At 61.0% G+C, this 20,223-nt stretch carries 21 protein-coding genes and 1 pseudogene; 11 read left to right on the forward strand and 11 right to left on the reverse strand.

Going from position 1 to position 20,223, the window contains the following annotated elements; genetic code table 11:
* Positions 1 to 182 precede the first annotated feature (182 nt).
* Genes C7A17_RS20845 through puuE form a run of 4 tightly spaced genes read right to left on the reverse strand, consistent with a single transcriptional unit; the run spans position 183 to position 3,522 of the window.
* Entirely contained in the window at positions 183 to 1,472 is a 1,290-nt protein-coding gene (locus tag C7A17_RS20845; RefSeq protein ID WP_106739999.1) for a urate hydroxylase PuuD, read from the reverse strand.
* A 47-nt stretch (positions 1,473 to 1,519) separates the two neighbouring features.
* Positions 1,520 to 2,023 (reverse strand): ureidoglycolate lyase, encoded by a 504-nt coding sequence (locus C7A17_RS20850; protein WP_106740001.1) that lies wholly within the window; start codon positions 2,021 to 2,023, stop codon positions 1,520 to 1,522.
* Between the two features lie 42 nt (positions 2,024 to 2,065).
* Entirely contained in the window at positions 2,066 to 2,581 is a 516-nt protein-coding gene (gene uraD, locus C7A17_RS20855) for a 2-oxo-4-hydroxy-4-carboxy-5-ureidoimidazoline decarboxylase (protein ID WP_106740003.1), read from the reverse strand.
* A 14-nt stretch (positions 2,582 to 2,595) separates the two neighbouring features.
* On the reverse strand, positions 2,596 to 3,522 hold the full coding sequence (gene puuE / locus C7A17_RS20860) for an allantoinase PuuE (RefSeq protein WP_106740005.1): 927 nt from the start codon (positions 3,520 to 3,522) through the stop codon (positions 2,596 to 2,598).
* 402 nt (positions 3,523 to 3,924) lie between these two features.
* Here puuE and uraH point away from each other — a divergent pair, with 402 nt between their 5' ends.
* Entirely contained in the window at positions 3,925 to 4,278 is a 354-nt protein-coding gene (gene uraH, locus C7A17_RS20865; protein ID WP_106740008.1) for a hydroxyisourate hydrolase, read from the forward strand.
* A 554-nt stretch (positions 4,279 to 4,832) separates the two neighbouring features.
* On the opposite strand, the gene C7A17_RS20870 is transcribed toward uraH, so the two are convergent.
* Positions 4,833 to 6,173, reverse strand: a complete 1,341-nt coding sequence (locus tag C7A17_RS20870) for an NCS2 family permease (protein ID WP_106740010.1) — start codon at positions 6,171 to 6,173, stop codon at positions 4,833 to 4,835.
* Between the two features lie 142 nt (positions 6,174 to 6,315).
* Between C7A17_RS20870 and C7A17_RS20875 the strand changes: the two genes are divergently transcribed.
* The 4 genes from C7A17_RS20875 to C7A17_RS20890 all read left to right on the forward strand — a co-directional run bounded on the left by C7A17_RS20875 (position 6,316) and on the right by C7A17_RS20890 (position 9,453).
* Positions 6,316 to 6,534, forward strand: coding sequence for a hypothetical protein (locus C7A17_RS20875; RefSeq protein ID WP_106740012.1), 219 nt, complete (start codon positions 6,316 to 6,318; stop codon positions 6,532 to 6,534).
* A 232-nt stretch (positions 6,535 to 6,766) separates the two neighbouring features.
* The gene (locus C7A17_RS20880) at positions 6,767 to 7,534 is read left to right on the forward strand and encodes a GntR family transcriptional regulator (protein ID WP_106740015.1); all 768 of its coding nucleotides are present in this window, start codon (positions 6,767 to 6,769) and stop codon (positions 7,532 to 7,534) included.
* A gap of 129 nt (positions 7,535 to 7,663) precedes the next feature.
* Positions 7,664 to 8,113: a YcgN family cysteine cluster protein gene (locus tag C7A17_RS20885; protein WP_106740017.1), complete on the forward strand. Its 450-nt coding sequence runs from the start codon at positions 7,664 to 7,666 to the stop codon at positions 8,111 to 8,113.
* A gap of 101 nt (positions 8,114 to 8,214) precedes the next feature.
* Positions 8,215 to 9,453 carry a hypothetical protein gene (locus C7A17_RS20890; protein WP_394337049.1) on the forward strand — a complete coding sequence of 413 codons (1,239 nt, stop codon included), beginning with the start codon at positions 8,215 to 8,217 and terminating at the stop codon, positions 9,451 to 9,453.
* A 34-nt stretch (positions 9,454 to 9,487) separates the two neighbouring features.
* Here C7A17_RS20890 and C7A17_RS20895 read toward each other — a convergent pair whose 3' ends face one another.
* Together C7A17_RS20895 and C7A17_RS20900 are read right to left on the reverse strand one after the other, a co-directional pair.
* Positions 9,488 to 9,958, reverse strand: a complete 471-nt coding sequence (locus C7A17_RS20895; RefSeq protein ID WP_106740020.1) for an RNA methyltransferase — start codon at positions 9,956 to 9,958, stop codon at positions 9,488 to 9,490.
* Positions 9,959 to 10,005: 47 nt separating this feature from the next.
* A pseudogene (locus C7A17_RS20900) lies at positions 10,006 to 10,305 on the reverse strand (YajD family HNH nuclease); the annotation flags it as partial.
* A 126-nt stretch (positions 10,306 to 10,431) separates the two neighbouring features.
* On the opposite strand from C7A17_RS20900, the gene C7A17_RS20905 reads away from it, so the two are divergent.
* Positions 10,432 to 10,746 carry a hypothetical protein gene (locus tag C7A17_RS20905; RefSeq protein ID WP_106740025.1) on the forward strand — a complete coding sequence of 105 codons (315 nt, stop codon included), beginning with the start codon at positions 10,432 to 10,434 and terminating at the stop codon, positions 10,744 to 10,746.
* A 30-nt stretch (positions 10,747 to 10,776) separates the two neighbouring features.
* Here C7A17_RS20905 and C7A17_RS20910 read toward each other — a convergent pair whose 3' ends face one another.
* Entirely contained in the window at positions 10,777 to 12,822 is a 2,046-nt protein-coding gene (locus tag C7A17_RS20910) for a S9 family peptidase (protein ID WP_106740027.1), read from the reverse strand.
* Between the two features lie 192 nt (positions 12,823 to 13,014).
* On the opposite strand from C7A17_RS20910, the gene C7A17_RS20915 reads away from it, so the two are divergent.
* The 5 genes from C7A17_RS20915 to C7A17_RS20935 all read left to right on the forward strand — a co-directional run bounded on the left by C7A17_RS20915 (position 13,015) and on the right by C7A17_RS20935 (position 16,522).
* Entirely contained in the window at positions 13,015 to 13,479 is a 465-nt protein-coding gene (locus tag C7A17_RS20915) for an MFS transporter (protein ID WP_106740030.1), read from the forward strand.
* A gap of 58 nt (positions 13,480 to 13,537) precedes the next feature.
* Entirely contained in the window at positions 13,538 to 13,984 is a 447-nt protein-coding gene (locus tag C7A17_RS20920) for an HIT family protein (RefSeq protein ID WP_106740033.1), read from the forward strand.
* 4 nt (positions 13,985 to 13,988) lie between these two features.
* Complete coding sequence (locus C7A17_RS20925; protein WP_106740036.1) at positions 13,989 to 14,762, forward strand: class II glutamine amidotransferase; 774 nt, start codon at positions 13,989 to 13,991, stop codon at positions 14,760 to 14,762.
* Positions 14,763 to 14,766: 4 nt separating this feature from the next.
* Positions 14,767 to 15,291 carry a DUF2937 family protein gene (locus C7A17_RS20930; RefSeq protein ID WP_106740038.1) on the forward strand — a complete coding sequence of 175 codons (525 nt, stop codon included), beginning with the start codon at positions 14,767 to 14,769 and terminating at the stop codon, positions 15,289 to 15,291.
* A gap of 169 nt (positions 15,292 to 15,460) precedes the next feature.
* Positions 15,461 to 16,522 carry a DUF2167 domain-containing protein gene (locus C7A17_RS20935; protein WP_106740040.1) on the forward strand — a complete coding sequence of 354 codons (1,062 nt, stop codon included), beginning with the start codon at positions 15,461 to 15,463 and terminating at the stop codon, positions 16,520 to 16,522.
* 124 nt (positions 16,523 to 16,646) lie between these two features.
* Here the strand turns inward: C7A17_RS20935 and C7A17_RS20940 are convergent, their stop codons facing one another.
* The 3 genes from C7A17_RS20940 to C7A17_RS20950 all read right to left on the reverse strand — a co-directional run bounded on the left by C7A17_RS20940 (position 16,647) and on the right by C7A17_RS20950 (position 20,101).
* The gene (locus C7A17_RS20940) at positions 16,647 to 17,825 is read right to left on the reverse strand and encodes a vWA domain-containing protein (RefSeq protein WP_106740043.1); all 1,179 of its coding nucleotides are present in this window, start codon (positions 17,823 to 17,825) and stop codon (positions 16,647 to 16,649) included.
* A gap of 205 nt (positions 17,826 to 18,030) precedes the next feature.
* Entirely contained in the window at positions 18,031 to 18,876 is an 846-nt protein-coding gene (locus C7A17_RS20945; protein ID WP_106740045.1) for an AAA family ATPase, read from the reverse strand.
* Between the two features lie 145 nt (positions 18,877 to 19,021).
* On the reverse strand, positions 19,022 to 20,101 hold the full coding sequence (locus C7A17_RS20950; RefSeq protein WP_106740048.1) for a DUF748 domain-containing protein: 1,080 nt from the start codon (positions 20,099 to 20,101) through the stop codon (positions 19,022 to 19,024).
* Positions 20,102 to 20,223 lie beyond the last annotated feature (122 nt).

Raw genomic sequence — 20,223 nt, forward strand, 5'->3', positions numbered from 1 at the left:
CACTCGGTCAAGATGTGGCGACTATAACAACTTGGTAACAGGGTTAAAAACAATTTATTTAAGGATTGTGCACAAAAAACAAGCCGCCGGTCAGTTCGCACTGCCGGCGGCTTTTGACGGCATCCGTGTGCCGTCCTTGTAAAAAGATGCCGCGCCTTCGTGGGGCGCGGCATGTGTGGCAATCAGTTGATCTGAGCGCCTTTGGCGATCCAGCTACCGATCAGGTCGCGTTCGTCCTGGGTCATCTGGGTGATGTTGCCCAGCGGCATGATCTGGCTGGCCACGGTCTGCGCATGAATCTTCGCGGCCTGGGCCTTCATCTGCTCGGGGGTGTCGAGCATGAAACCGGCGGGCGGGGCGCTGAACATCGGGCTGCTCGGGGTGACCGAGTGGCACACGGTGCAGCGCTCATGGATCACGCTTTCCACCTTGGCGAAATCAGCATTGCCTGCTGCAGGGGCTGCAGCCTCACTGGCCACGGGCTCGGTCGGGGTCGCTTCATTGTTCGCTTCGACCTGGGCTGTGTCTGTGCTGGCCGGCTGTTCCACAGCAGCGACCGGAATAACCGCTGGTGCACGGCTTGTCGGGGAGGTGACATAAGCCAGGCAGATCATGCCCAGTGCAGCGGCTGGCAGTGTCCAGACGAACTTGTTGCTGTCGTGGCGCGTGTTGAAGTAGTGACGCACCAGCACCGCCAGGATCGCGATACCCGCCAGGATCAGCCAGTTGTACTGGCTGCCATAGGTGCTCGGGAAGTGGTTGCTGATCATGATGAACAGCACCGGCAGGGTGAAGTAGTTGTTGTGGCGCGAGCGCAGCAGGCCCTTGGCCGGCAGCAGCGGATCGGGCGTGGTGTTGGTCTCGATCGCCTTAACCAGCGCACGCTGGGCCGGCATGATGGTGAAGAACACGTTGCCGACCATGATCGTGCCGATGATGGCGCCGACATGAATGTAGGCCGCGCGGCCGCTGAAGATCAGGCTGAAGCCATACGCCGCGGCGATGATCAGCACGAACAGCACGGCGCCGAGCAGGGCGGGGCGCTTGCCCAGTGGCGAGTCGCAGAGAAAGTGATAGATCACGTAACCGGCGAGCATCGAGCCCAGGCCAATGGCGATACCCATGGCGGGGGCCAGTTCGACGCCTGGCTTGATCAGGTAAAGGCTGGGGTTGAGGTAGTACACCACCAGCAACAGAGCGACGCCCGACAGCCAGGTGAAGTAGGCCTCCCATTTGAACCAGTGCAGGTTCTCCGGCATTTTCGGCGGAGCCAGCTTGTACTTTTCCAGGTGGTAGATGCCGCCGCCGTGAATCGCCCAGAGGTCGCCCGACAGGCCCTCGCGTGGGTTGCTACGGTTGAGGTTGTTTTCCAGCCAGACGAAATAGAAGGATGCGCCGATCCAGGCGATGCCGGTGATCATATGGATCCAGCGGATGCCCAGGTTTAGCCATTCGGTGAAATGTGCTTCCACGATCTGTACCTCTTTCCCGGGGGAGGCACGCCAGCCCCGGGCTTCTCTTATTGGTGGGGTTCGAGGAGAAGAAGCTCGTCCTCATTGAAGAAATGCTCATCGCAGTTGTTGCCGGAACCACTGCGATCAACCACCAGGAAGTCATCCCGCTTTTCGATCGTCAGCACCGGGTGGTGCCAGACGCCGCGATGGTAATTGACGCCCTGCCTGCCATTGCTGAGGAAGGCACGGACGGAACCTGATACAGGTACATCGCCAACTGGCGCGACCACGATCAGAAAGGGGTTGCCGAGCAGCGGGATGAAAGCCTGGCTGCCCAGCGGATGGCGTTCCAGCATGCGGATGGTCAACGGCATCTGCAGCGATTCGGCGCTGAAGATGCTGATGATGGCCTTGTCCTCCGGCTGTGCGGTCTCCACGGTGGCCAGCTTGTGATAGCGGCGGGTGGAACCGTTGTTGATCATGAAGAACTCGCTGTTTTCGGTTTCGATCACGTCACCGAAGGGTGCGAAGGCTTCTTTGCTCAGGGGCTCGATGGTCAGGCTACGCATGGCTGTTCTACTTGTTCTGTTAGAGAGGGGAGGTTGCAGCGCTTACAGTTGCTGCAGGCGGAACATCGCGATCTTGTTGATCTCGGCCAGGGCGGTCTGGAATTCCTGCTCCGGCGTGTTGTGAATGCGTTCTTCGAAGGCTGCCAGGATCTGGTGGCGATTGCTGCCCTTGACCGCCTTGATGAAGGGGAAGCCGAACTTGGCCTTGTAGGCATCGTTGAGTTCGGTGAAGCGGGCGAACTCTTGGGCAGTGCATTCGTGGATACCGGCGCCTGATTGTTCGGCGGTGCTGGAGGCCGTCAACTCTCCACGCACGGCAGCCTTGCCGGCCAGATCCGGGTGCGCATTGATCAGTGCCAACTGCGCATCATGGCTGGCAGACAGGAGGATGTCGGCCATGCGCTGCTGCAGCGTCTCGATTTCATCGATGGAGCTGTCCAGGCCGAGGTCGTAGGCTTTTTCGGCGACCCACGGCGAGTGCTCGTAGATATCGGCGAAGGCAGCGACGAACGCGTCACGGCTCAGTTGGGAGGGCGTCAGGGTCTGGAAACGGCTCATGGGCGGCTCTCTTGTCATTCGGTCGCGCGGAAGGGGTGAGTGGCGTGCCAGTGCTTGGCAATGTCGACGCGGCGGGCGCACCAGACCTTGTCGTGGCTCTTCACGTATTCGAGGAAGCGCGCCAGCGAGGCCAGGCGAGCGGGGCGGCCGAGCAGGCGGCAGTGCATGCCAATCGATAGCATCTTCGGCGCGCCAGCTTCACCCTCGGCGTAGAGCACGTCGAAGGCGTCCTTGAGGTATTCGAAGAAGTCGTCGCCCTTGTTGAAGCCCTGCACCTGGGTGAAGCGCATGTCGTTGGTATCCAGGGTGTAGGGGATCACCAGATGCGGTTTTTCCGGCGTGCTGGCCGGATCCCAATAGGGCAGATCGTCGTCATAGGTGTCGGAATCGTAGAGAAAACCGCCTTCCTCGCGCACGATGCGTCGGGTGTTCGGACCCAGGCGGCCGGTGTACCAGCCCAGAGGACGCTCGCCGGTCAGCTCGGTGAGGATGCGGATGGCCTCGAGCATGTGTTCGCGCTCGGTGGCTTCGTCGGTGTTCTGGTAATCGATCCAGCGGTAGCCGTGGCTGCAGATCTCGTGGCCGGCAGCGACCATTTCGCGAATCACCTCGGGATGACGCTGCGCGGCCATGGCCACGGCGAAGACGGTCAGCGGAATGTCGTGCTGCTTGAACAGGTTGAGCAGGCGCCAGACACCGGCGCGGCTGCCGTATTCGTAGAGCGACTCCATGCACAGGTTGCGCTGGCCCTGCAGTGGCTGAGCGGCGACCATCTCGGACAGAAACGCTTCGGACTCCTTGTCGCCATGGAGAATGTTGCGCTCACCGCCTTCTTCGTAATTGAGCACGAAGGACAAGGCGACGCGGGCATCGTCCGGCCAGTGCGGATGAGGTGGGTTTGCGCCGTAGCCGATCAAGTCACGTGGGTAATCAGCGTTCACTGCAGTCTTCCTGTCTGGAATGTTGCGGTCTTTGCGCGTCCTGAAATCGATGGCTGCGCGACCTGGATGGCTAATTGTATACAAAATTAGTTGTCGTTTGTAAATCTGAATTTCGTCATTCTCTTCCGTGCTGAGTCAAGCAAGAAACTTGCCTGATTGGTCAGCTATATGGCGTTCTACAGGCTTGTCTGTTGTGCTGCGGAGTAGTTCGGATTGGTGAAGGTGGAGCCATTGCCATGATCTTTGTCGGTTTTATTGTGTACAATTTTATCATTAAATGTTTTATATTCGCCTCGCGTGCTATCCTGCCAAAGCGTTGGAGCACTGCGACGAGCCGATTTCAACAGAGCAGAGGAGGTGCGGTATTCGCAGGCCGTTGGCCGTGACGGATGCCCGAGAGCCATGGGACGTTTGACTACACATGTACTGGATGCTGCGCACGGTTGTCCGGGGAGTGGCATCAAGGTCGAGCTGTATCGCGTCGAAGGCGCGCAGCTGGAGCTGATCAACACCGTTGCGACCAACCACGATGGCCGTTGCGATGCGCCGGTATTGCAGGGCGATGACTACCGCAGCGGTGTCTATCAACTGCATTTCCACGCTGGCGACTACTACCGTGCTCGCGGTGTCAGCCTGCCGGAACCGGCTTTTCTCGATGTGGTGGTACTGCGTTTTGGCATCGATGCCGAGCAGGAGCACTACCACGTACCGCTACTGATTTCCCCCTACAGCTACTCCACCTATCGAGGTAGCTGACGCGACGGCGGCGCTGCCCGCCAGACGAATGCTTGTCACCCTCAGACTCGTTTGAGTCCCTATGCCCGCTCACACTGCGGGCTTTTTTATGCGGATGTTTTTGCCAGGGCCAAGTCCTGCCCGAGGTTGCCGTATGGGTGAGCGACACCCCCGATGTCAGGTGCCGTAGGGGGCACCGCGCGCACCATGTTGGATGAATCCCATGGTGTCGCGTGCCGACTCGGTGCGCATGGCGCACCCTACCGACGAACGTTGGCGCAGCCCAGATGCAATTAGGGGAGTGGGTCGGTAAATGTCCGTTGGCCAAGAGCTAGGCATGGGTATGTAGGGTGCGCCGCGCACACCGGGTTGGATGAATCCCATGGTGCTGCGTGCGGACTCGGGGCGCATGGCGCACCCTACCGATATACGTCGACGTAACCCGGATGCAATCCGGGGCGGGGCGGCAACATGGCTGCGGATTGCATTCAAGTGGCTCTTCTGTCTGGCGTTGATGGGGTAAACGAAAACCCCGGCACGTGGCCGGGGTCTCGATCAGCGCATGCAGCTTGCCGTCAGAGGAAGGCGAATTTGGCGATGAAGATGATGCACAGCAGGTACAGGCTCAGCGATACCTTGTCGCGCTGACCGGTCAGCAGCTTCAGCGTGGCGTAGGTGAGGAAGCCCAGGGCGATACCATTGGCGATGGAGAAGGTCAGCGGCATCATCACCACGGTGACGATGGCTGGGATGGTATCGGTGTGATCCTTCCAGTCGATGTGCGCCATGCCGCTCATCATCAGCATCGCCACGTAGATCAGCGCGCCAGCGGTGGCGTACGCGGGGATCATGCCGGCCAGCGGGGCGAAGAACATCGCCACCAGGAACAGCACGCCAACGGTCACCGCGGTCAGGCCGGTGCGGCCGCCTGCGGCAACGCCCGAAGCGCTCTCGACGTAGCTGGTCACCGGCGGGCAACCCACCACTGCGCCGAATGCACCTGCGGTGCTGTCCACCTTCAGCGCCTTGGACAGATCCTTGATATGGCCATTCTCATCCACCAGGTTGGCGCGATGGGCGACGCCCATCAGGGTGCCGGCGGTGTCGAACATGTTCACGAAGAGGAAGGCCAGGATCACGCTGATCATGCCCACCTCCAGCGCGCCGGTGATGTCGAGCGCCAGGAAGGTGGGTTCTAGGCTCGGTGGCATCGAGATCACGCCACCATACTCCACCAGGCCCAGTGCCCAGCCGATAGCGGTGACACCGAGCATGCTGATGAGGATGGCGCCGAACACATTGCGGTGGCTGAGCACGCAGATGGCCAGGAAGCAGACTGCTGCCAGCAGGGTGGCAGGTTGCTGGAAGGAACCCATGGTCAGCAGGGTAGCCGGGCTATCGACGACGATACCTGCCGTCTTCAGGCCGATCAGGCCGAGGAACAGACCGACCCCCGCACCCATGGCGAAGCGCAGGCTGGTGGGGATGCTGTTGAGCAACCACTCGCGAATGCGCGACAGGCTGAGAATCATGAACAGCAAGCCGGCGATGAACACCGCGCCCAGTGCCACTTCCCAGCTGTAACCCATCTCGCCGACGACGGTGTAGGTGAAGAATGCGTTGAGCCCCATGCCCGGAGCCAGGCCCACCGGCCAGTTGGCGTATAGGCCCATGAGGATGCTGGCGACAGCCGCGGCGAGGCAGGTAGCGACGAAAGCCGCTCCGTGGTCGATACCGGCGCTGGCCATGATGTTGGGGTTGACGAAGATGATGTAGGCCATGGTGACGAAGGTCGTCAGGCCGGCCAGCAGCTCGGTCTTGATGGTGGTGCGGTGCTCGGTCAATTTGAAGAGGCGGTCGAGTAGGCCGGCTCTTTCCAGTTGAGTCGCGTGTTGTTCTTGTTTGACGCTTTCCACAGCGGGTACTCCTCATCTCTCTTGTTGTGTACCGCCCAGAGCGTTGCGCAAGGACAATGGCTCTCTGAGGCAGGCGGTGTTTTTGCGGTGCTTCCTGGCTAAGTTGTTGACCGAGCGGTCAAGAAGTCACTCGAGCGCGATTATGCTGTTGTATACAAAAAATGCAATTAATGTTTTCACTGTTGCGGAAATCGAACTTTGGGCGATTCTTGCCACGGAAATGCGTGGATTTGACGACAATCGCTGCTCAGTTTTTATTAAAAATGCTTTTAAAACAGATAGATGCTGGATTTTCGTGCGAGTGCCAGGAAAAGCGCTGGAGCACGCTTCAGATGGGGCGTTCGAGGCGTTTATCTACTAATGGCCTGAGAAGTACTGCTTATATAAGGAAAGGGTTTGAATGATGACTGGGTTCAGTGAGGAGGTTTTTGCAGTCTCAGCTACGATGTCAGACAACTACAGGTGTAGTGCGTGATTAGTTTGTGTACAATTAACCCAATTTTTTCCGAGGTTTTTCCTCCCGGAGCTTGTCAGCTACCGGGTAGAACACAGTAGAGTCGCAGTGTCGGCGACTCTCATTGACGCGAGCCAGAATGAACGATCAATTGCAGCCCCTCAAGAAGCAGCCGCGTACTGGCAAAAGCAGCCGTAGCGGGACTCAGGATGATGTCGTATATGCCCACATCTTCGATGCCATTCTCGAGCAGCGCCTGGCGCCTGGCACCAAGTTGAGCGAAGAAGCGCTGGGTGAGATCTTCGGCGTCAGCCGCACAATCATCCGCCGTGCACTCTCGCGCCTGGCTCACGAGGGCGTTGTACTGCTGCGCCCGAATCGGGGAGCCGTGGTGGCCAGCCCCAGCGTCGATGAAGCCCGGCAGATCTTCTATGCGCGTCGCCTGGTCGAGCGCGCCATCACCGAGCTGGCGGTGCAGCATGCCACCGCCGAGCAACTGGCCGAGTTACGCCAGATGGTGCGTGACGAGCAGGACAGCTTCTCCCGCGGTGACCGCGGCGCCGGTATCCGTCTTTCCGGCGAGTTCCACCTCAAGCTGGCCGAGGCCGCGCGTAACGCGCCGCTGGTGAGTTTCCAGCGCAGCCTGGTGTCGCAGACCTCGTTGATCATCGCCCAGTATGAAAGCGGCAGCCGTTCCCACTGCTCCTACGACGAGCACAACCAGCTGATCGATGCCATCGAGGCCCGTGACGCCGAGCGTGCGGTACAGCTGATGATGCATCACATGGATCACATCGACAGCAAGCTGAACCTGGACGAGGAAAGCGCCTCGGACGACCTGCACGCAGTGTTCTCGCACCTGTTGCAGACCAAGAAGAAACCGGGGCGCAGCTCCGCCAACCGCTGATCGCGGGGACACCGAAAAGCCCGATGCCTGCGCATCGGGCTTTTTCATTGCAGCGTTGCCAGCTTGGCCGCGTTGATCGCTCAGGCTAGACTGCCGCGCTTTTTCTCCGTCGAGTCCATACTTCTCTCCATGGCCGCTCAAGTCGAACCTTTCTGGAAACACAAGACGCTCGCTCAGCTCGATCAGCAGGAGTGGGAATCGCTGTGCGACGGCTGTGGGCTGTGCTGCCTGCAGAAGCTTGAAGACGAGGACGATGGCGCCGTGTATTACACGCGTATCGCCTGCAAGCTGCTCGATCTCAACAGCTGTCGTTGCAGCGACTACGCCAACCGTTTCCAGCACGTGCCCGATTGCATCCAGCTCACGCCAGCGCAGGCCGATCAGTTCCAATGGCTGCCGCCGACCTGCGCCTATCGTCTGGTCAGCGAGGGTAAGGATCTACCGTCCTGGCATCACCTGGTCTGTGGCGACCCAGACGCCGTGCACGCCGAGCGCATCTCCCAGTCCGGGCGTATGCTCAGTGAGAACAGCGTGGCCGAGGACGACTGGGAAGAGCATTTGATTTTTCGCGCGGGTTGATTCACGCCACGGCTTCGTGGCAATTCTCTCGCTCAGCCACGGAATTGCACCGTAGCGCGGCTGTCTTATGGCCAATTGCCCATTCGCATCAGGAGCCCTGCATGCTGCCTTTGTCTCGTTTGCCTCTGTACTCGTCTCTACTGTTATTGAGCCTTAGCCTGCCGACCTGGGCGGCAACGCAGAAGGTCGATCTGGATTATCAGGTGCGCTTCCTGCCGGAGAGCGCTCAGGCCGAGGTCAGCATCACCGTGGAAAAAGGCGAGCGAATCCGTAGTCTGGACTTCAACCTGGGTGAGCAGGGCCGTTACAGCGACTTCAAGGCTGACGGCCAGTGGTCGGAGGAAGCGCCGGGGCGTGGCAAGTGGCAGCCAGCCAAGGGCAAGAGCACGTTGAGCTACCGCGTGCAGATCGATCATGAGCGCAAGCCGGGGCGTTTTGACGCCCGTATGACCCCGGATTGGGCGTTGTTCCGTGGAGATGACCTGGTGCCGGCCGCCGTGCTCGACCAGGTGGACAAGACCGATCTGGTGGCGCGTCTGCAGTTCGAACTGCCCAAGGGCTGGAAGAGCGTGGAAACCGGCTGGCCGCGTATCGGCAATAATCGATTCCGCATCGACAACCCGCAGCGCAAGTTCGACCGTCCTACCGGCTGGATGCTCGCTGGCAAACTGGGTACCCGTCGCACCCGTCTGGGCGACACCGAGGTCGCCATTTCCGCGCCGGTGGGCGAGGGCATGCGGCGTATGGACGTGATGACTTTCCTTACTTTTGTCTGGCCGCAGATGCAGCAGGTGTTCCCGCGTGATCCGGATAAGCTGCTGATTGTTGGGGCCGGGGATCCGATGTGGCGCGGCGGCCTGTCTGCGTCCAACTCCTATTTCATGCACGCGGATCGACCGCTGGTGAGCGAGAACGGCACCAGTTCGCTGGTGCATGAGCTGGTGCATGTGTTCGGCCGCATCTATGGGCGCGACCGCAGTGACTGGATCGCCGAGGGGCTGGCCGAGTACTACGCCATCGAGTTGATGCGCCGTGCGGGGGGGATCAGCGAGGATCGCTATCAGAAGATTCGCGAACAACTGATTCGCTGGAGCAAACCGGTCAACAGTCTGCGTACCGACAACGCCAGTGGCCCCGTTACCGCGCGGGCCGTGTTGCTGTTGCAGGAGCTGGATCGGGAGATTCGCCAGAAGACCAAGGAGAAGGGGAACATGTCGTTGGACGACGTCACCCGTGGCCTGATGCGCCTGGACAGGGTCAGCACCAAGGACTTCATCGACATCACCGAGAACGTCATCGGTGGGCCGTCGAAGACGCTGGATACGCGGTTGTTGCGTTGAGCATTACCGTTCCGGCCCTATCCCGCGGTTCGAGTCAGAACAAGGGGCCGGAGCGGGTGTTGTTACCTTTGGCCAAGCGGTCATAGAGCACCACATTGACTGTGGCTGCAAGGTTCATGCAGCCCTGGGTCGGGATGTACACCACTTCACCGCCACACCAGTCGAGTATCTCCTGCTGCAGCGAGCCGTCTTCCGGGCCGAAGATGTACAGCGCCCGGTCGGGATGGGTGTAGGCGGGCAGGGCGCGGGCGTCATCGACCAGCTCCACCGCCACCGGTGTGCAGCCCAGCGGCAGGATCTTGCGCAGATCATCGATGTTGATCAGCGGGATATCCTGGTGAACCTTCTTGGTATCGGTGATGAAATCCTTGGCGCGGTCATAGCGGGTGCCGGTGTAGAACACCGAGCTGACGCCATAGCAGCCCGCCGCACGCATGATGGAACCGACATTTTCCGGCGATTTCGGATTGAACAGGCCGATGCAGGCGTATCTCTTGTTGGCCACGGTGGCACTCGCAAAAGATCCGATTATACGGTGCTGACTGCCGGGCCCTAGTCCTTTTTCAGCAGGCTGGCCAGATCGCCAAAGGCCTTGTAGGTCGATTTGGCGGACTGGGGGCTGGCCGTGGAGCCTTCGGCGAAATACTGCTGGTCGGTGTAGCGCGAGTGTTCGTTGTCATGACAGAACAGGCACAGCAGCTCCCAGTTGGAACCATCCGCCGGGTTGTTGTGGTGGTTGTGGTCGCGATGATGCACGGTCAGTTCGCTCAGGCGCTTGCCAGAGAACTCGCGGGCGCAGCGGCCGCAGACATGGGGGTACATTTTCAGCGCTTTCTGCCGGTAGCCTTCTTCGGCCTGGGCGGACAGGTAGTAGCGGTTGTTGCTGGTGCTCATGACAGAACCTGTTATCTGAAGGTGAACGCTTGGCTGGATATGTTGCCAGAATAGAACGAAAGCCAGCTGCACAGGAGATATGTCATGCGCTTCCCTCTGTTCGCCATGATGATGCTGGCCTCCAGCCTTGGCGGTCTGGCCTGGGCTCAGGAGCCGATGCGTATGCCGTCCACGCCTGGAGCGGGTGCGCCGGGCACTGCGACGCCACAGCCTTACGGCCAGCCGTCCACGCCCAATACGATCAAGCGCCAGGGATCGGCGCCCCTCTTGCCACCGCCCCAGGGACAAACGCCCCCTGGGGCTGCGCCGAAATCCACTGGCGATCAGCCGATTCCGCAACTGGATCAACAGCTGCGCCGCAACAGCCAGGGGCTGGATGGACAGCGTAAGCAGGATTGACCGAGCGCAGGCTGCTTGCCAGTCTGCCCGTCACGCTGCGGCGGTAATCCCCAGTACGCGGAGTACAAACGCGTACTCCAGCGCCACGTCCTTGATGCCCTGATAACGCCCGCTCATACCACCGTGGCCGGCGCCGAGGTCGGTCTTGAGCAGCAGCAGGTTGTCATCGGTCTTGTTCGCGCGCAACTTGGCGGCCCATTTGGCGGCTTCCCAGTACTGCACTCGACTGTCGTTGTAGCCGGCCACTGCCAGGATCGCCGGATAGGCTTGCGCGCGCACGTTCTCGTAGGGGGCATAGGCCTTGATGCGTTGGAACACTTCGCTCTGGTTCGGATCGCCCCATTCGTCGTATTCGGTGACCGTCAGCGGTAGATCCGGGTTGAGCATGGTGTTGAGCACGTCGACGAAGGGCACTTCGGCAATCGCCGCGGCGAACAGCTCTGGCCGCTGGTTGACGACCGCGCCGATCAGCAGGCCACCGGCGCTGCCACCGCTGATCGCCAGCTGCGCCGGGCGGGTCAATCCTGCATCGATCAGGCATTCAGCGCAGGCGATGAAGTCATCGAAGGTGTTCTGCTTGTGCTCCAGCTTGCCGGCCCGGTACCAGGCCTCGCCCATTTCGCCGCCGCCGCGGACATGGGCGATGGCGAAGATGAAACCGCGCTCCAGCAGGCTCAGGCGCGCGTGGGAGAACCATGGATCGAGGCTTTCGCCATAAGCCCCGTAGCCATAGAGATAGAGCGGTGCCGGTGTGCTTGCAGCGAATACCTCGCGGCGCGCCACCAGGCTGATCGGCACCTGCGTGCCATCGGCCGCGGTCGCCCACAGGCGACGGCTTTCGTAGGCATCCGCGTCGAACGGGCCTTCTACCGGCGTCTGCTTGAGCACTCGCTGTGCACCTGTGGCCAGCTCCAGCTGGCGTACCTGCGCCGGACGGCCGAGGGCTTCGTAGCGCAGGCGAATCACATCGCTGTGAAACTCCAGGCTGTCCTGTACATAGAGGCTGTACGCGGCATCCGGTAGTTGCACGCGATAGCTGGCAGCGCACTGCGGTTGTACTTCCAGCACCGGCAGTCCGCCCTCGCGCAGTGCGAGTACGATGGCGCGCTGGTTGAGGGTGGCGCCTTCGAGCATGATCTGCGGATCATGGGCGCGGATCTGCTGCCAGTGCGCGCGCTGTGGGTTCGCTTCGCTTGCGCGGTAAAGGGCGAAATTGATGCCGCTCTGGTTGCTGCGGATCAGCCAGCACCATTGACCGTCCAGCATGCCGTGGTCGGCATCGTATTCGTGATTCTCTTCGCGTGGCGCCAGGCAGATGAAATCGCCCTGCGGCTGCTCTGCATCGAGCACCCAGACTTCGCTGGTGGTCTTGCTGCCCAGTTGCAGGATCAGCTGGCGTTCGGAGCTGGAGCGGTAGCAATGCAGGAAGAAGCGACCGTCGGCTTCCTCGAATACCAGGTCGGCGACCTGTGTGCCCAGGCGGTGACGATGCAGCTTGCATGGGCGGTGGGTGTCGTCCAGTTCGGTGAAGAACAGCGTCTGGCTGTCGCCCGCCCAGGTCATGCTGCCGTCGCAGTCATCGAAGGGCAGCTCGCTGATCGAGTCATCCTCCAGCTCCTTGACGAACAGGCGGTAGATTTCGTCGCCACTGGTGTCGAGGCTGTATGCCAGGCGCCGCTGATCGGGGCTGATGCTGAAGGCGCCGATGGCCAGGAAGCCGCCGTCCGCCAGTGCGTTGGGGTCGAGCAGCAGGTTTTCGCTGGCGGCGTCGACCTCCAGGGTGCCGTCTGACGGGCGACGGCAGCGGTAATGGCGTGGGTACTCGTCGCCAGCCGTGGTGCGCTGGTAGTACAGGTAATCGCCCCAGGGCGTGGGCAGCGACAGATCGGTTTCGCGGATGCGCCCCTTGATCTCTTCGAAGAGTTTCTCGCGCAGTGCCTGCTGCGGTTCCAGCACGGCATCCAGATACGCATTTTCCGCCTGCAGATACGCCAGCACTTCGTCGGTGTCGCGGTTTTCCAGCCAGTGATAGGGATCGTTACCGGCTTCCTGGCGGGCGAGGGGGGCAGAGGTCATGGCGCAACTCCAAAGCGGGTGGGCGGCGCTCGGGGCACGTTCGAAAAACAACCGGCATGGGCATCGCTGCGTTGAAACTCGCGCGCATGGGATCGGCCAGGTTTTCAGAAGTGCCCGGCAGGGGCGCCGAGCCGAGTAAAAGCCGCTATCATAAGCGCCCCTTTGCCAGACCTGCCATGCCGGCACCTGCTTATGATGAACGAAAACGACTACCTCCTGGCCTGGGCCGCCTACGGCGTCGCCGCGCTGGGCTGCCTGCTGGTATGGATGCGCATGACCCGCTGGATGTGGCGCTACCTGCGCGAGCCGCTGCGGGTGCTGGTCGCGGTGTTGCTGCTGAGTCCGACCATCGTCGATCCGTCGCGTGACCTGTTCGCGCCGTCCATCGCGGTCACGGCCATGGACGTACTGCTCAAAGTGGGCAACAACGCCTGGCGGGCGGTGGCAGATCTGACCCTCTATTGCCTGATCGCTTTCGCCGTCTATCTGGTATTCGTCGCCATCCGCTGGCCCATCGAGCGTTGGTGGCAGGGCCGGCAGGAGCAACCCGTGGCCGAAGACGAAGACCCGCGAACCCTGCGTGAGCTGATGGAGCAGGGCGATGAGCGTCTGGAGCACCGCTACGAACGTGGTGGCCGGGTCGAACCGCGTCTCTGACCCCTTGCAGCCATTCGCTTAGCCGTTCAGCATGATGGCCATCACGGATGGAGGCCTCATGACTTGTGTGTTCTGTGCCATTGCCGCCGGCCAATTACCGGCGCATCAGCTGTATCAGGATGATGATTTCATCGTCCTGCTGGATATCTTTCCCATGCGCCCTGCACATGTCCTGATCGTCAGCCGTGCCCACGCGCCGTTTCTCAAGGATCTGCCCGCAGGCGTGCGAGACCGCCTGCTGGCCCTGTCCTACAGAGTCACCGCGGCCTTGCGCACTGCCGGCTATGGTCGTGAAGGCATCAACCTGGTGATCAACGATGGCCCTGATTCCAACCAGCATGTACCACACTTGCATCTGCACCTGATTCCACGGCGCCCCGGTGATCTGCCAGCCTTGCTCTGGCGTTTGCTGGTGCGTTTTCTGCCACTGGGCCGCAAGCGAATCGAGGCGCGTCTGCAGGCCGAAGCCGAGCAACTGCGTCTTGTGCTCAGCAAGGAGATTTGACCCGATGTGCGAATTGCTCGGCATGAGCGCCAACGTCCCCACCGATATCGTTTTCAGTTTCACCGGGCTGATGCAGCGTGGTGGCCGTACGGGCCCGCATCGCGATGGTTGGGGTATCGGTTTCTACGAAGGCCGTGGCCTGCGCGTGTTTCAGGATCCGCGGGCGAGCAGCGAGTCCGAGGTAGCGCAACTGGTGCAGCGCTATCCGATCAAGAGCGAGGTAGTGATCGGTCATATTCGTCAGGCCAACGTCGGCAAGGTTTGCCTGGTCAACACCCATCCCTTCACGCGTGAGCTGTGGGGGCGCAACTGGTGTTTCGCGCATAACGGCCAACTGGCTGGGCTGCAGGGCTCGACCAGCTTCTATCGGCCAGTGGGTGATACCGACAGTGAGGCGGCGTTCTGCGACTTGCTCAACCGGGTGCGCCGCGCCTTTCCCGAACCGGTCTCGGTGGAAATGCTGCTGCCAGTGCTGGTCGCCGCGTGTGCGGCATACCGCCAGCTCGGCGTATTCAACTGCCTGCTCAGCGATGGCGACTGGTTGTTCAGTTTCTGCTCGAGCAAGCTGGCGCACATCACTCGCCGTGCGCCGTTCGGCCCGGCGCAGCTCAAGGACGCCGATCTTAAGGTGGACTTCCAATCGGAAACCACACCCAATGATGTGGTGACGGTCATCGCTACCGAGCCGTTGACCGATAACGAACAATGGTCGCTGTACCAGCCAGGCGAATGGCGTCTGTGGCGCCGCGGCGAATGCATCACTCACGGCAAGGCCTGACTTCATGCTGAGAAGCTATCTGCGTTTGACGTTGTTCGCCTTCGGGTTGCTGCTCGGTGTGCAGGTGCCGGGTTTCATCGATGACTATGCCAAGCGAGTCGAGGCCCATCGCCTGGAGTCGCAGCAGAGCCTCAAAGGCTTTCAGGACACCGCGCAGAAGTTCTTCAAGGGCGATATGGACGCCCTGGTGGCGCATTACCGTGTCAGCGACGATCCGGTGATGCGCAGCGATGCCAGCAGTGTCGGCCATCTGGTGCAGCGTGCAGCCTTGCTGGAACGCGAATGGCTGGCCATGCAGGGGCCCTGGTACGCCCAGGCCTGGCATCTGGCGACGGGCGCCGATCATGACCTGTTCAGCGAAACCCTGCAGGCGTACCGCTATCAGGTGCTGTTCACCCCGGATGCGATTCTCTGGGGTGTGATCTGCGCCGTGCTGCTGGCCTGGTTGGCGGAGCTGCTGGTGCTGCTGTTCAGCTGGATGTTCGGGGCTGGGCAAACCCGGCGAGCGCAGCAGCGACACTGGCGCTGAAGGCAAAAAGCTTCCGGGAGAAGTCTTTGAGCCCGAGGAGCGACGGCCCGCAGAGTGGCCTTCCGTGCATGGCAGCCCGCAAAAAGTTGCGCTAGTTCGCCTGAATGCGAGGCGGGGCGTGTTAATGTAATAGGACGTTACATTTACCCCTCGTATTACTGGAGTTTCCATGTCGATCAAGGATTCGATCCTGGCAGCCGCGCTGGCTGCTGTCCTGCCATTCACGTCCGCCGCCTATGCCAACCCCGAGACCGAGCCAGAAAACGCTGTGGTCACCGAGGAAAGTGTCGAGACCGATGAGTCGGCGCAGTGGATCAGCCCCGAAGAATTCGTTGCCAGCCTGGAGTTCAAGACCGGGCGCATCGTTCTGGGCAATGACCTGGCCACCCTCAATCTTCCCGATTCGCTGGTTTTTCTCGATGGCGAGAATGCCCAGCGTCTGCTCGTCGACGGCTGGGGCAACCCGCCGGATGATGTTCCGCCGCTGGGCATGATCCTGCCGGCTGGTGTGTCGCCACTGGCCGACGAATCCTGGGGCGTGACCGTCGAGTACGAAGACAGCGGCTATGTCTCCGACGAGGATGCCGCGGATATCGATTACAGCGATATGCTCAAGGACATGCAGGCCGACATGCGCGAGGCCAACACCTGGCGTGAGGAAAACGGCTATGAGGCCGTCGAGCTGGTCGGCTGGGCCGCCGCACCGCACTACGATGCTGCGGGCAAGAAACTGCACTGGGCCAAGGAGCTGAAGTTCGGCGACAGCGAGGTCAACACCCTGAACTACAACATCCGTGTGCTTGGCCGTAAGGGTGTGCTGGTGCTGAATTTCGTCGCCAATATGGATCAACTGGCTGAAATCGAGGCCAGCGTACCGGCCGTGCTGGCGGCGACCGACTTCAACCCGGGGCAGCGTTATGCCGAGTTCGACCCGGATCTGGATACCGTCGCCGCTTATGGCCTGGGTGCACTGGTCGCTGGCAAGGTGGCCGCCAAGACCGGCCTGCTGGCCATGCTGCTGGTACTGCTGAAGAAGTTCTGGTTCATCCCGGTGGTAGTGGGCGGATGGCTGTTCAAGCGTATTGGCCTGCGCAAGAAGGACAGCGTGTCCGAGCCTGTGAGCGAGCCGGTGGCGGCCGCAGCAGTCGAGACTCCGCCGCAGGAGCCGGTGCAGGCTCCAGCACAGACGGTGATGGATCTGAACAAGCCTGATGATGCGGACAAGCGCTGAAAACCCGTAGCCCGGATGCAATCCGGGGCCCAGCCTCACAAGCGCTCCCGGATTGTATCCGGGCTACAAAAACGCCGCGAACCCCTTGCAGGTTTCGCGGCGTTTTTCGTTGCGGCTCGATGCCCTACTTGGACAGGTACTTCATGCCATCTTCCAGTCCCTGCAGGGTCAGCGGGTACATGCGCTCTTCCATCAGCTCTCGCACCAGGCCGGTGGAGGCGGTGTAGTTCCAGGTGTCCTTGGGGTAGGGGTTGATCCAGATGATCTTCTTGAATTTCTCGGTGAAGCGTTTCATCCAGACGTGGCCGGCTTCCTCGTTCCAGTGTTCGACGCTGCCACCGGCCTGGGTGATCTCGTAGGGCGCCATGGCCGCGTCACCGACGAACACTACCTTGTAGTCGGCGCCGTACTTGTGCAGCAGATCCATCGTCGAGGTGCGCTCGCTGGTGCGGCGCATGTTGTTCTTCCACACGCTCTCGTAGATGAAGTTGTGGAAGTAGAAATATTCAAGATGCTTGAACTCGGTCTTGCAGGCACTGAACAGCTCTTCGCAGACCTTGACGTGGGCATCCATCGAGCCGCCGATATCCAGCAACAGCAGCAGCTTGACCGTGTTGCGTCGTTCCGGGCGCATCTGGATGTTGAGCAGGCCACCGTCTTTGGCCGTGTGGTCGATGGTGCCGTCCAGATCGAGCTCTTCGGCAGCGCCCTGGCGGGCGAACTTGCGCAGGCGGCGCAGCGCCACCTTGATGTTGCGGGTGCCCAGCTCGACCTGGTCATCGAGGTTCTTGTACTCGCGCTGATCCCATACCTTGGCAGCCTTGCCCTGGCGCTTGCCGGCATCGCCGACGCGAATGCCTTCCGGGTTGTAGCCGCCTGAGCCGAACGGGCTGGTGCCGCCGGTGCCGATCCACTTGTTGCCGCCGGCGTGCTTTTCCTTCTGCTCCTCGAGGCGCTTCTTGAACTCCTCGATCAGCTTGTCCAGGCCGCCGAGACTCTGGATCTGCGCTTTCTCCTCGTCGCTCAGCAGGCGCTCGAATTCCTTGCGCAGCCATTCCTCGGGGATCATCGCCTCGATGTGTTCGTTGAGGTTTTCCAGGCCCTTGAAGTAGGCGCCGAAGGCCCGGTCGAACTTGTCGAAGTGACGTTCGTCCTTCACCAGGATCGCGCGCGCCAGGTAATAGAATTCGTCCATGTCGGCGAACACGACGTTGTGCTTGAGCGCGTTGATCAGGTCGAGCAGCTCGCGTACCGACACCGGCACCTTGGCCGCGCGCATTTCGTTGAACAGGTTAAGCAGCATGGCTGCGGCCTCGTTTATTGATTGGCTCTGGAGCGTTGCGCTAGAGCCTATTGCCGGGGAACGGCTCTTCGATCACTCGGTGCAAGGGATTGCGGGCTAGAGCCAGGCAAGGCGGAATCAGGTGAGGAAGCGGAGTGTACTTTTGTACATGAGCATTTCGAACCTGATTCCAACGCAGCATGGCCGACGCGCAGCAGCCCGATTTTCAGCGCGAGGCGCGGCGTGCCATGAAGGCCAGGCGCTCGAGCAGCATCACGTCCTGTTCGTTCTTCACCAGGGCGCCAGCCAGCGGCGGGATGGCCTTGGTCGGGTCGCGCTCGCGCAGTACGGCTTCGCCGATATTGTCGGCCATCAGCAGCTTGAGCCAGTCCACCAGTTCGCTGGTCGAGGGCTTCTTCTTCAGGCCCGGCACCTTGCGCACGTCGAAGAACACATCCAGCGCTTCGGCCACCAGTTCGCCGCTGATGTTGGGGTAGTGCACGTCGACGATCTTCTTCAGCGTGTCGCGATCCGGGAAGGCGATGTAGTGGAAGAAGCAGCGGCGCAGGAAGGCGTCCGGCAGTTCCTTTTCGTTGTTCGAGGTGATGATGATGATCGGGCGCTGCTTGGCCTTGATCGTCTCGTTGGTCTCGTAAACGTAGAACTCCATCTTGTCGAGTTCCTGCAACAGGTCGTTGGGGAACTCGATATCGGCCTTGTCGATTTCGTCGATCAGCAGGATCACACGCTCGTCCGACTCGAACGCCTCCCACAGCTTGCCTTTCTTGATGTAGTTGCGAACGTCGTGAACCTTGTCGGAGTCGAGCTGCGAGTCGCGCAGGCGACTGACCGCATCGTATTCGTAGAGGCCCTGGTGCGCCTTGGTGGTGGACTTGATGTGCCAGGTGATCAGGCGGGCGTCGAAGGCATCGGCCAACTGCTCGGCGAGCATGGTCTTGCCGGTGCCCGGCTCACCCTTGACCAGCAGCGGGCGCTGCAGGGTGATGGCGGCGTTTACCGCGAGCTTGAGGTCGTCGGTGGCGACGTAGGACTGGGTGCCTTCGAACTTCATCGGAAAATCCTCGGAACGGTAACGCGCGGGGCCGACCCGCAGCAGAAATTCAGACCGCGACTATAACGCGCCGCTCCGGTGGCTGTGAACGCAGACGCAGTATTCAGTCACTGAATGGGCGGTCACTGCTGATCTCGACTACACGCTAACGACCGTCTTGCTGAGGGGGCGGCCGTTCGTAGCGAGGTGTGAAGGCCTCGACGAAGCCGTTGCGCAGGATGCCGATGAAGGCCTGGAAGGCACTGATGTTCTGCTGTCGCGTGCTGCCGCTGAGCTCAACACGGGTGGCGATCTGATCCTGACGCTGGTTCTTCAGCAGTTTCTCGCTGCCGCCAACCAGGGCTTCCCATATCGAGCGGAAGAAACCCTTGTCCTGGTTCTCCACATCCTGCTGCCAGTCGAATACTTCGACATTGCGCAGCAGCGGCTTGATATAGCCGCTGAGCTGGGCGTCCTCGGCAGATGCTTCGACCACCAGATCGCCATTGCCGCTCTTGAAGTCGAACTTGCCGTAGGCATTGGCCAGGTCGTTGAGCCGGGGCAGCTGGATGTTGGTGGCGCGTACGCGGAACTCGAAATCTTCGAAGTTGTGGAAGGGATCGAATACCGCCGAGGCCTCCAGCGGCGCATGGCCGAGCAGTTGGGCGGTGCCTTCGAAACGGGCAACGCGATTACCTTGCTCATCGGCCACGTTGGTCAGGTTGTAGAGACTGGCTTCGATGGCGTTGGCCTGGATCTTCACCGGTGGTGAGGCGTTGAAATTGTAGAAGCCCAGCGTACCGTCGATTACGCGCACTTCATTGAGGGTGATCGGCAGCAGCTTGTTCAATTGCTCGCGCCAGTCCACGCCTTCACCGGTCTGGCTATCGTCGCTTCCTTCACCGTCGACGAAGTTCACTTCGGGTTTCTCGAATACCACTTTGGCCACCACGGCGCGCTTGCGCCAGAGGTCGGCCCCGCTTAGCGCGATGTCGATCCGCGGCGCGTTGACGAAAGGCACCGGCACATTGCGTTCATCCTTGACGATGCTCAGCCCATTGATGCGGTAGGCGCCGCGCCACAGGGCCAGGTCGACATCCTCGATCTGGCCACGGTAGTCGCCCATGTCGGCGAGCTTGTCGTTGAGGTAGTCGCGGATCACGTAGGGCAGGGCAATGTGCAGTAGCAGCAACAGGGCGAGCAGGCTGAGGCAGATCCATAGCGGCAGACTGTAGCGGCGTTTCATTGGGCGTATCCGTCAGGCTTGATCCTGGTCAGTGGACTGTGCTGGCCAGAGCATAGTTCGACCTATCGATGCTGGACGCATAGGGGGATCAGGCATAGGCTGACTGGCTCCCTCATGACAAG

It is taken from the genome of Pseudomonas mendocina (genome assembly GCF_003008615.1).
In the GTDB taxonomy this organism is placed as follows: Bacteria; Pseudomonadota; Gammaproteobacteria; order Pseudomonadales; family Pseudomonadaceae; genus Aquipseudomonas; species Aquipseudomonas mendocina_C.

What these genes read in the sequence shown, in the direction of transcription:
- uraH (WP_106740008.1), top strand. Translation starts at nt 3,925, where the DNA reads ATGGGACGTTTGACTACACATGTACTGGATGCTGCGCACGGTTGTCCG.
- C7A17_RS20890 (WP_394337049.1), top strand. Translation starts at nt 8,215, where the DNA reads ATGCTGCCTTTGTCTCGTTTGCCTCTGTACTCGTCTCTACTGTTATTG.
- C7A17_RS20915 (WP_106740030.1), top strand. Translation starts at nt 13,015, where the DNA reads ATGATGAACGAAAACGACTACCTCCTGGCCTGGGCCGCCTACGGCGTC.
- C7A17_RS20875 (WP_106740012.1), top strand. Translation starts at nt 6,316, where the DNA reads ATGCTGTTGTATACAAAAAATGCAATTAATGTTTTCACTGTTGCGGAA.
- C7A17_RS20885 (WP_106740017.1), top strand. Translation starts at nt 7,664, where the DNA reads ATGGCCGCTCAAGTCGAACCTTTCTGGAAACACAAGACGCTCGCTCAG.
- C7A17_RS20905 (WP_106740025.1), top strand. Translation starts at nt 10,432, where the DNA reads ATGCGCTTCCCTCTGTTCGCCATGATGATGCTGGCCTCCAGCCTTGGC.
- C7A17_RS20935 (WP_106740040.1), top strand. Translation starts at nt 15,461, where the DNA reads ATGTCGATCAAGGATTCGATCCTGGCAGCCGCGCTGGCTGCTGTCCTG.
- C7A17_RS20945 (WP_106740045.1), bottom strand. Translation starts at nt 18,876, where the DNA reads ATGAAGTTCGAAGGCACCCAGTCCTACGTCGCCACCGACGACCTCAAG.
- C7A17_RS20850 (WP_106740001.1), bottom strand. Translation starts at nt 2,023, where the DNA reads ATGCGTAGCCTGACCATCGAGCCCCTGAGCAAAGAAGCCTTCGCACCC.
- C7A17_RS20880 (WP_106740015.1), top strand. Translation starts at nt 6,767, where the DNA reads ATGAACGATCAATTGCAGCCCCTCAAGAAGCAGCCGCGTACTGGCAAA.
- C7A17_RS20940 (WP_106740043.1), bottom strand. Translation starts at nt 17,825, where the DNA reads ATGCTGCTTAACCTGTTCAACGAAATGCGCGCGGCCAAGGTGCCGGTG.
- C7A17_RS20950 (WP_106740048.1), bottom strand. Translation starts at nt 20,101, where the DNA reads ATGAAACGCCGCTACAGTCTGCCGCTATGGATCTGCCTCAGCCTGCTC.
- C7A17_RS20910 (WP_106740027.1), bottom strand. Translation starts at nt 12,822, where the DNA reads ATGACCTCTGCCCCCCTCGCCCGCCAGGAAGCCGGTAACGATCCCTAT.
- C7A17_RS20930 (WP_106740038.1), top strand. Translation starts at nt 14,767, where the DNA reads ATGCTGAGAAGCTATCTGCGTTTGACGTTGTTCGCCTTCGGGTTGCTG.
- C7A17_RS20925 (WP_106740036.1), top strand. Translation starts at nt 13,989, where the DNA reads ATGTGCGAATTGCTCGGCATGAGCGCCAACGTCCCCACCGATATCGTT.
- C7A17_RS20920 (WP_106740033.1), top strand. Translation starts at nt 13,538, where the DNA reads ATGACTTGTGTGTTCTGTGCCATTGCCGCCGGCCAATTACCGGCGCAT.
- uraD (WP_106740003.1), bottom strand. Translation starts at nt 2,581, where the DNA reads ATGAGCCGTTTCCAGACCCTGACGCCCTCCCAACTGAGCCGTGACGCG.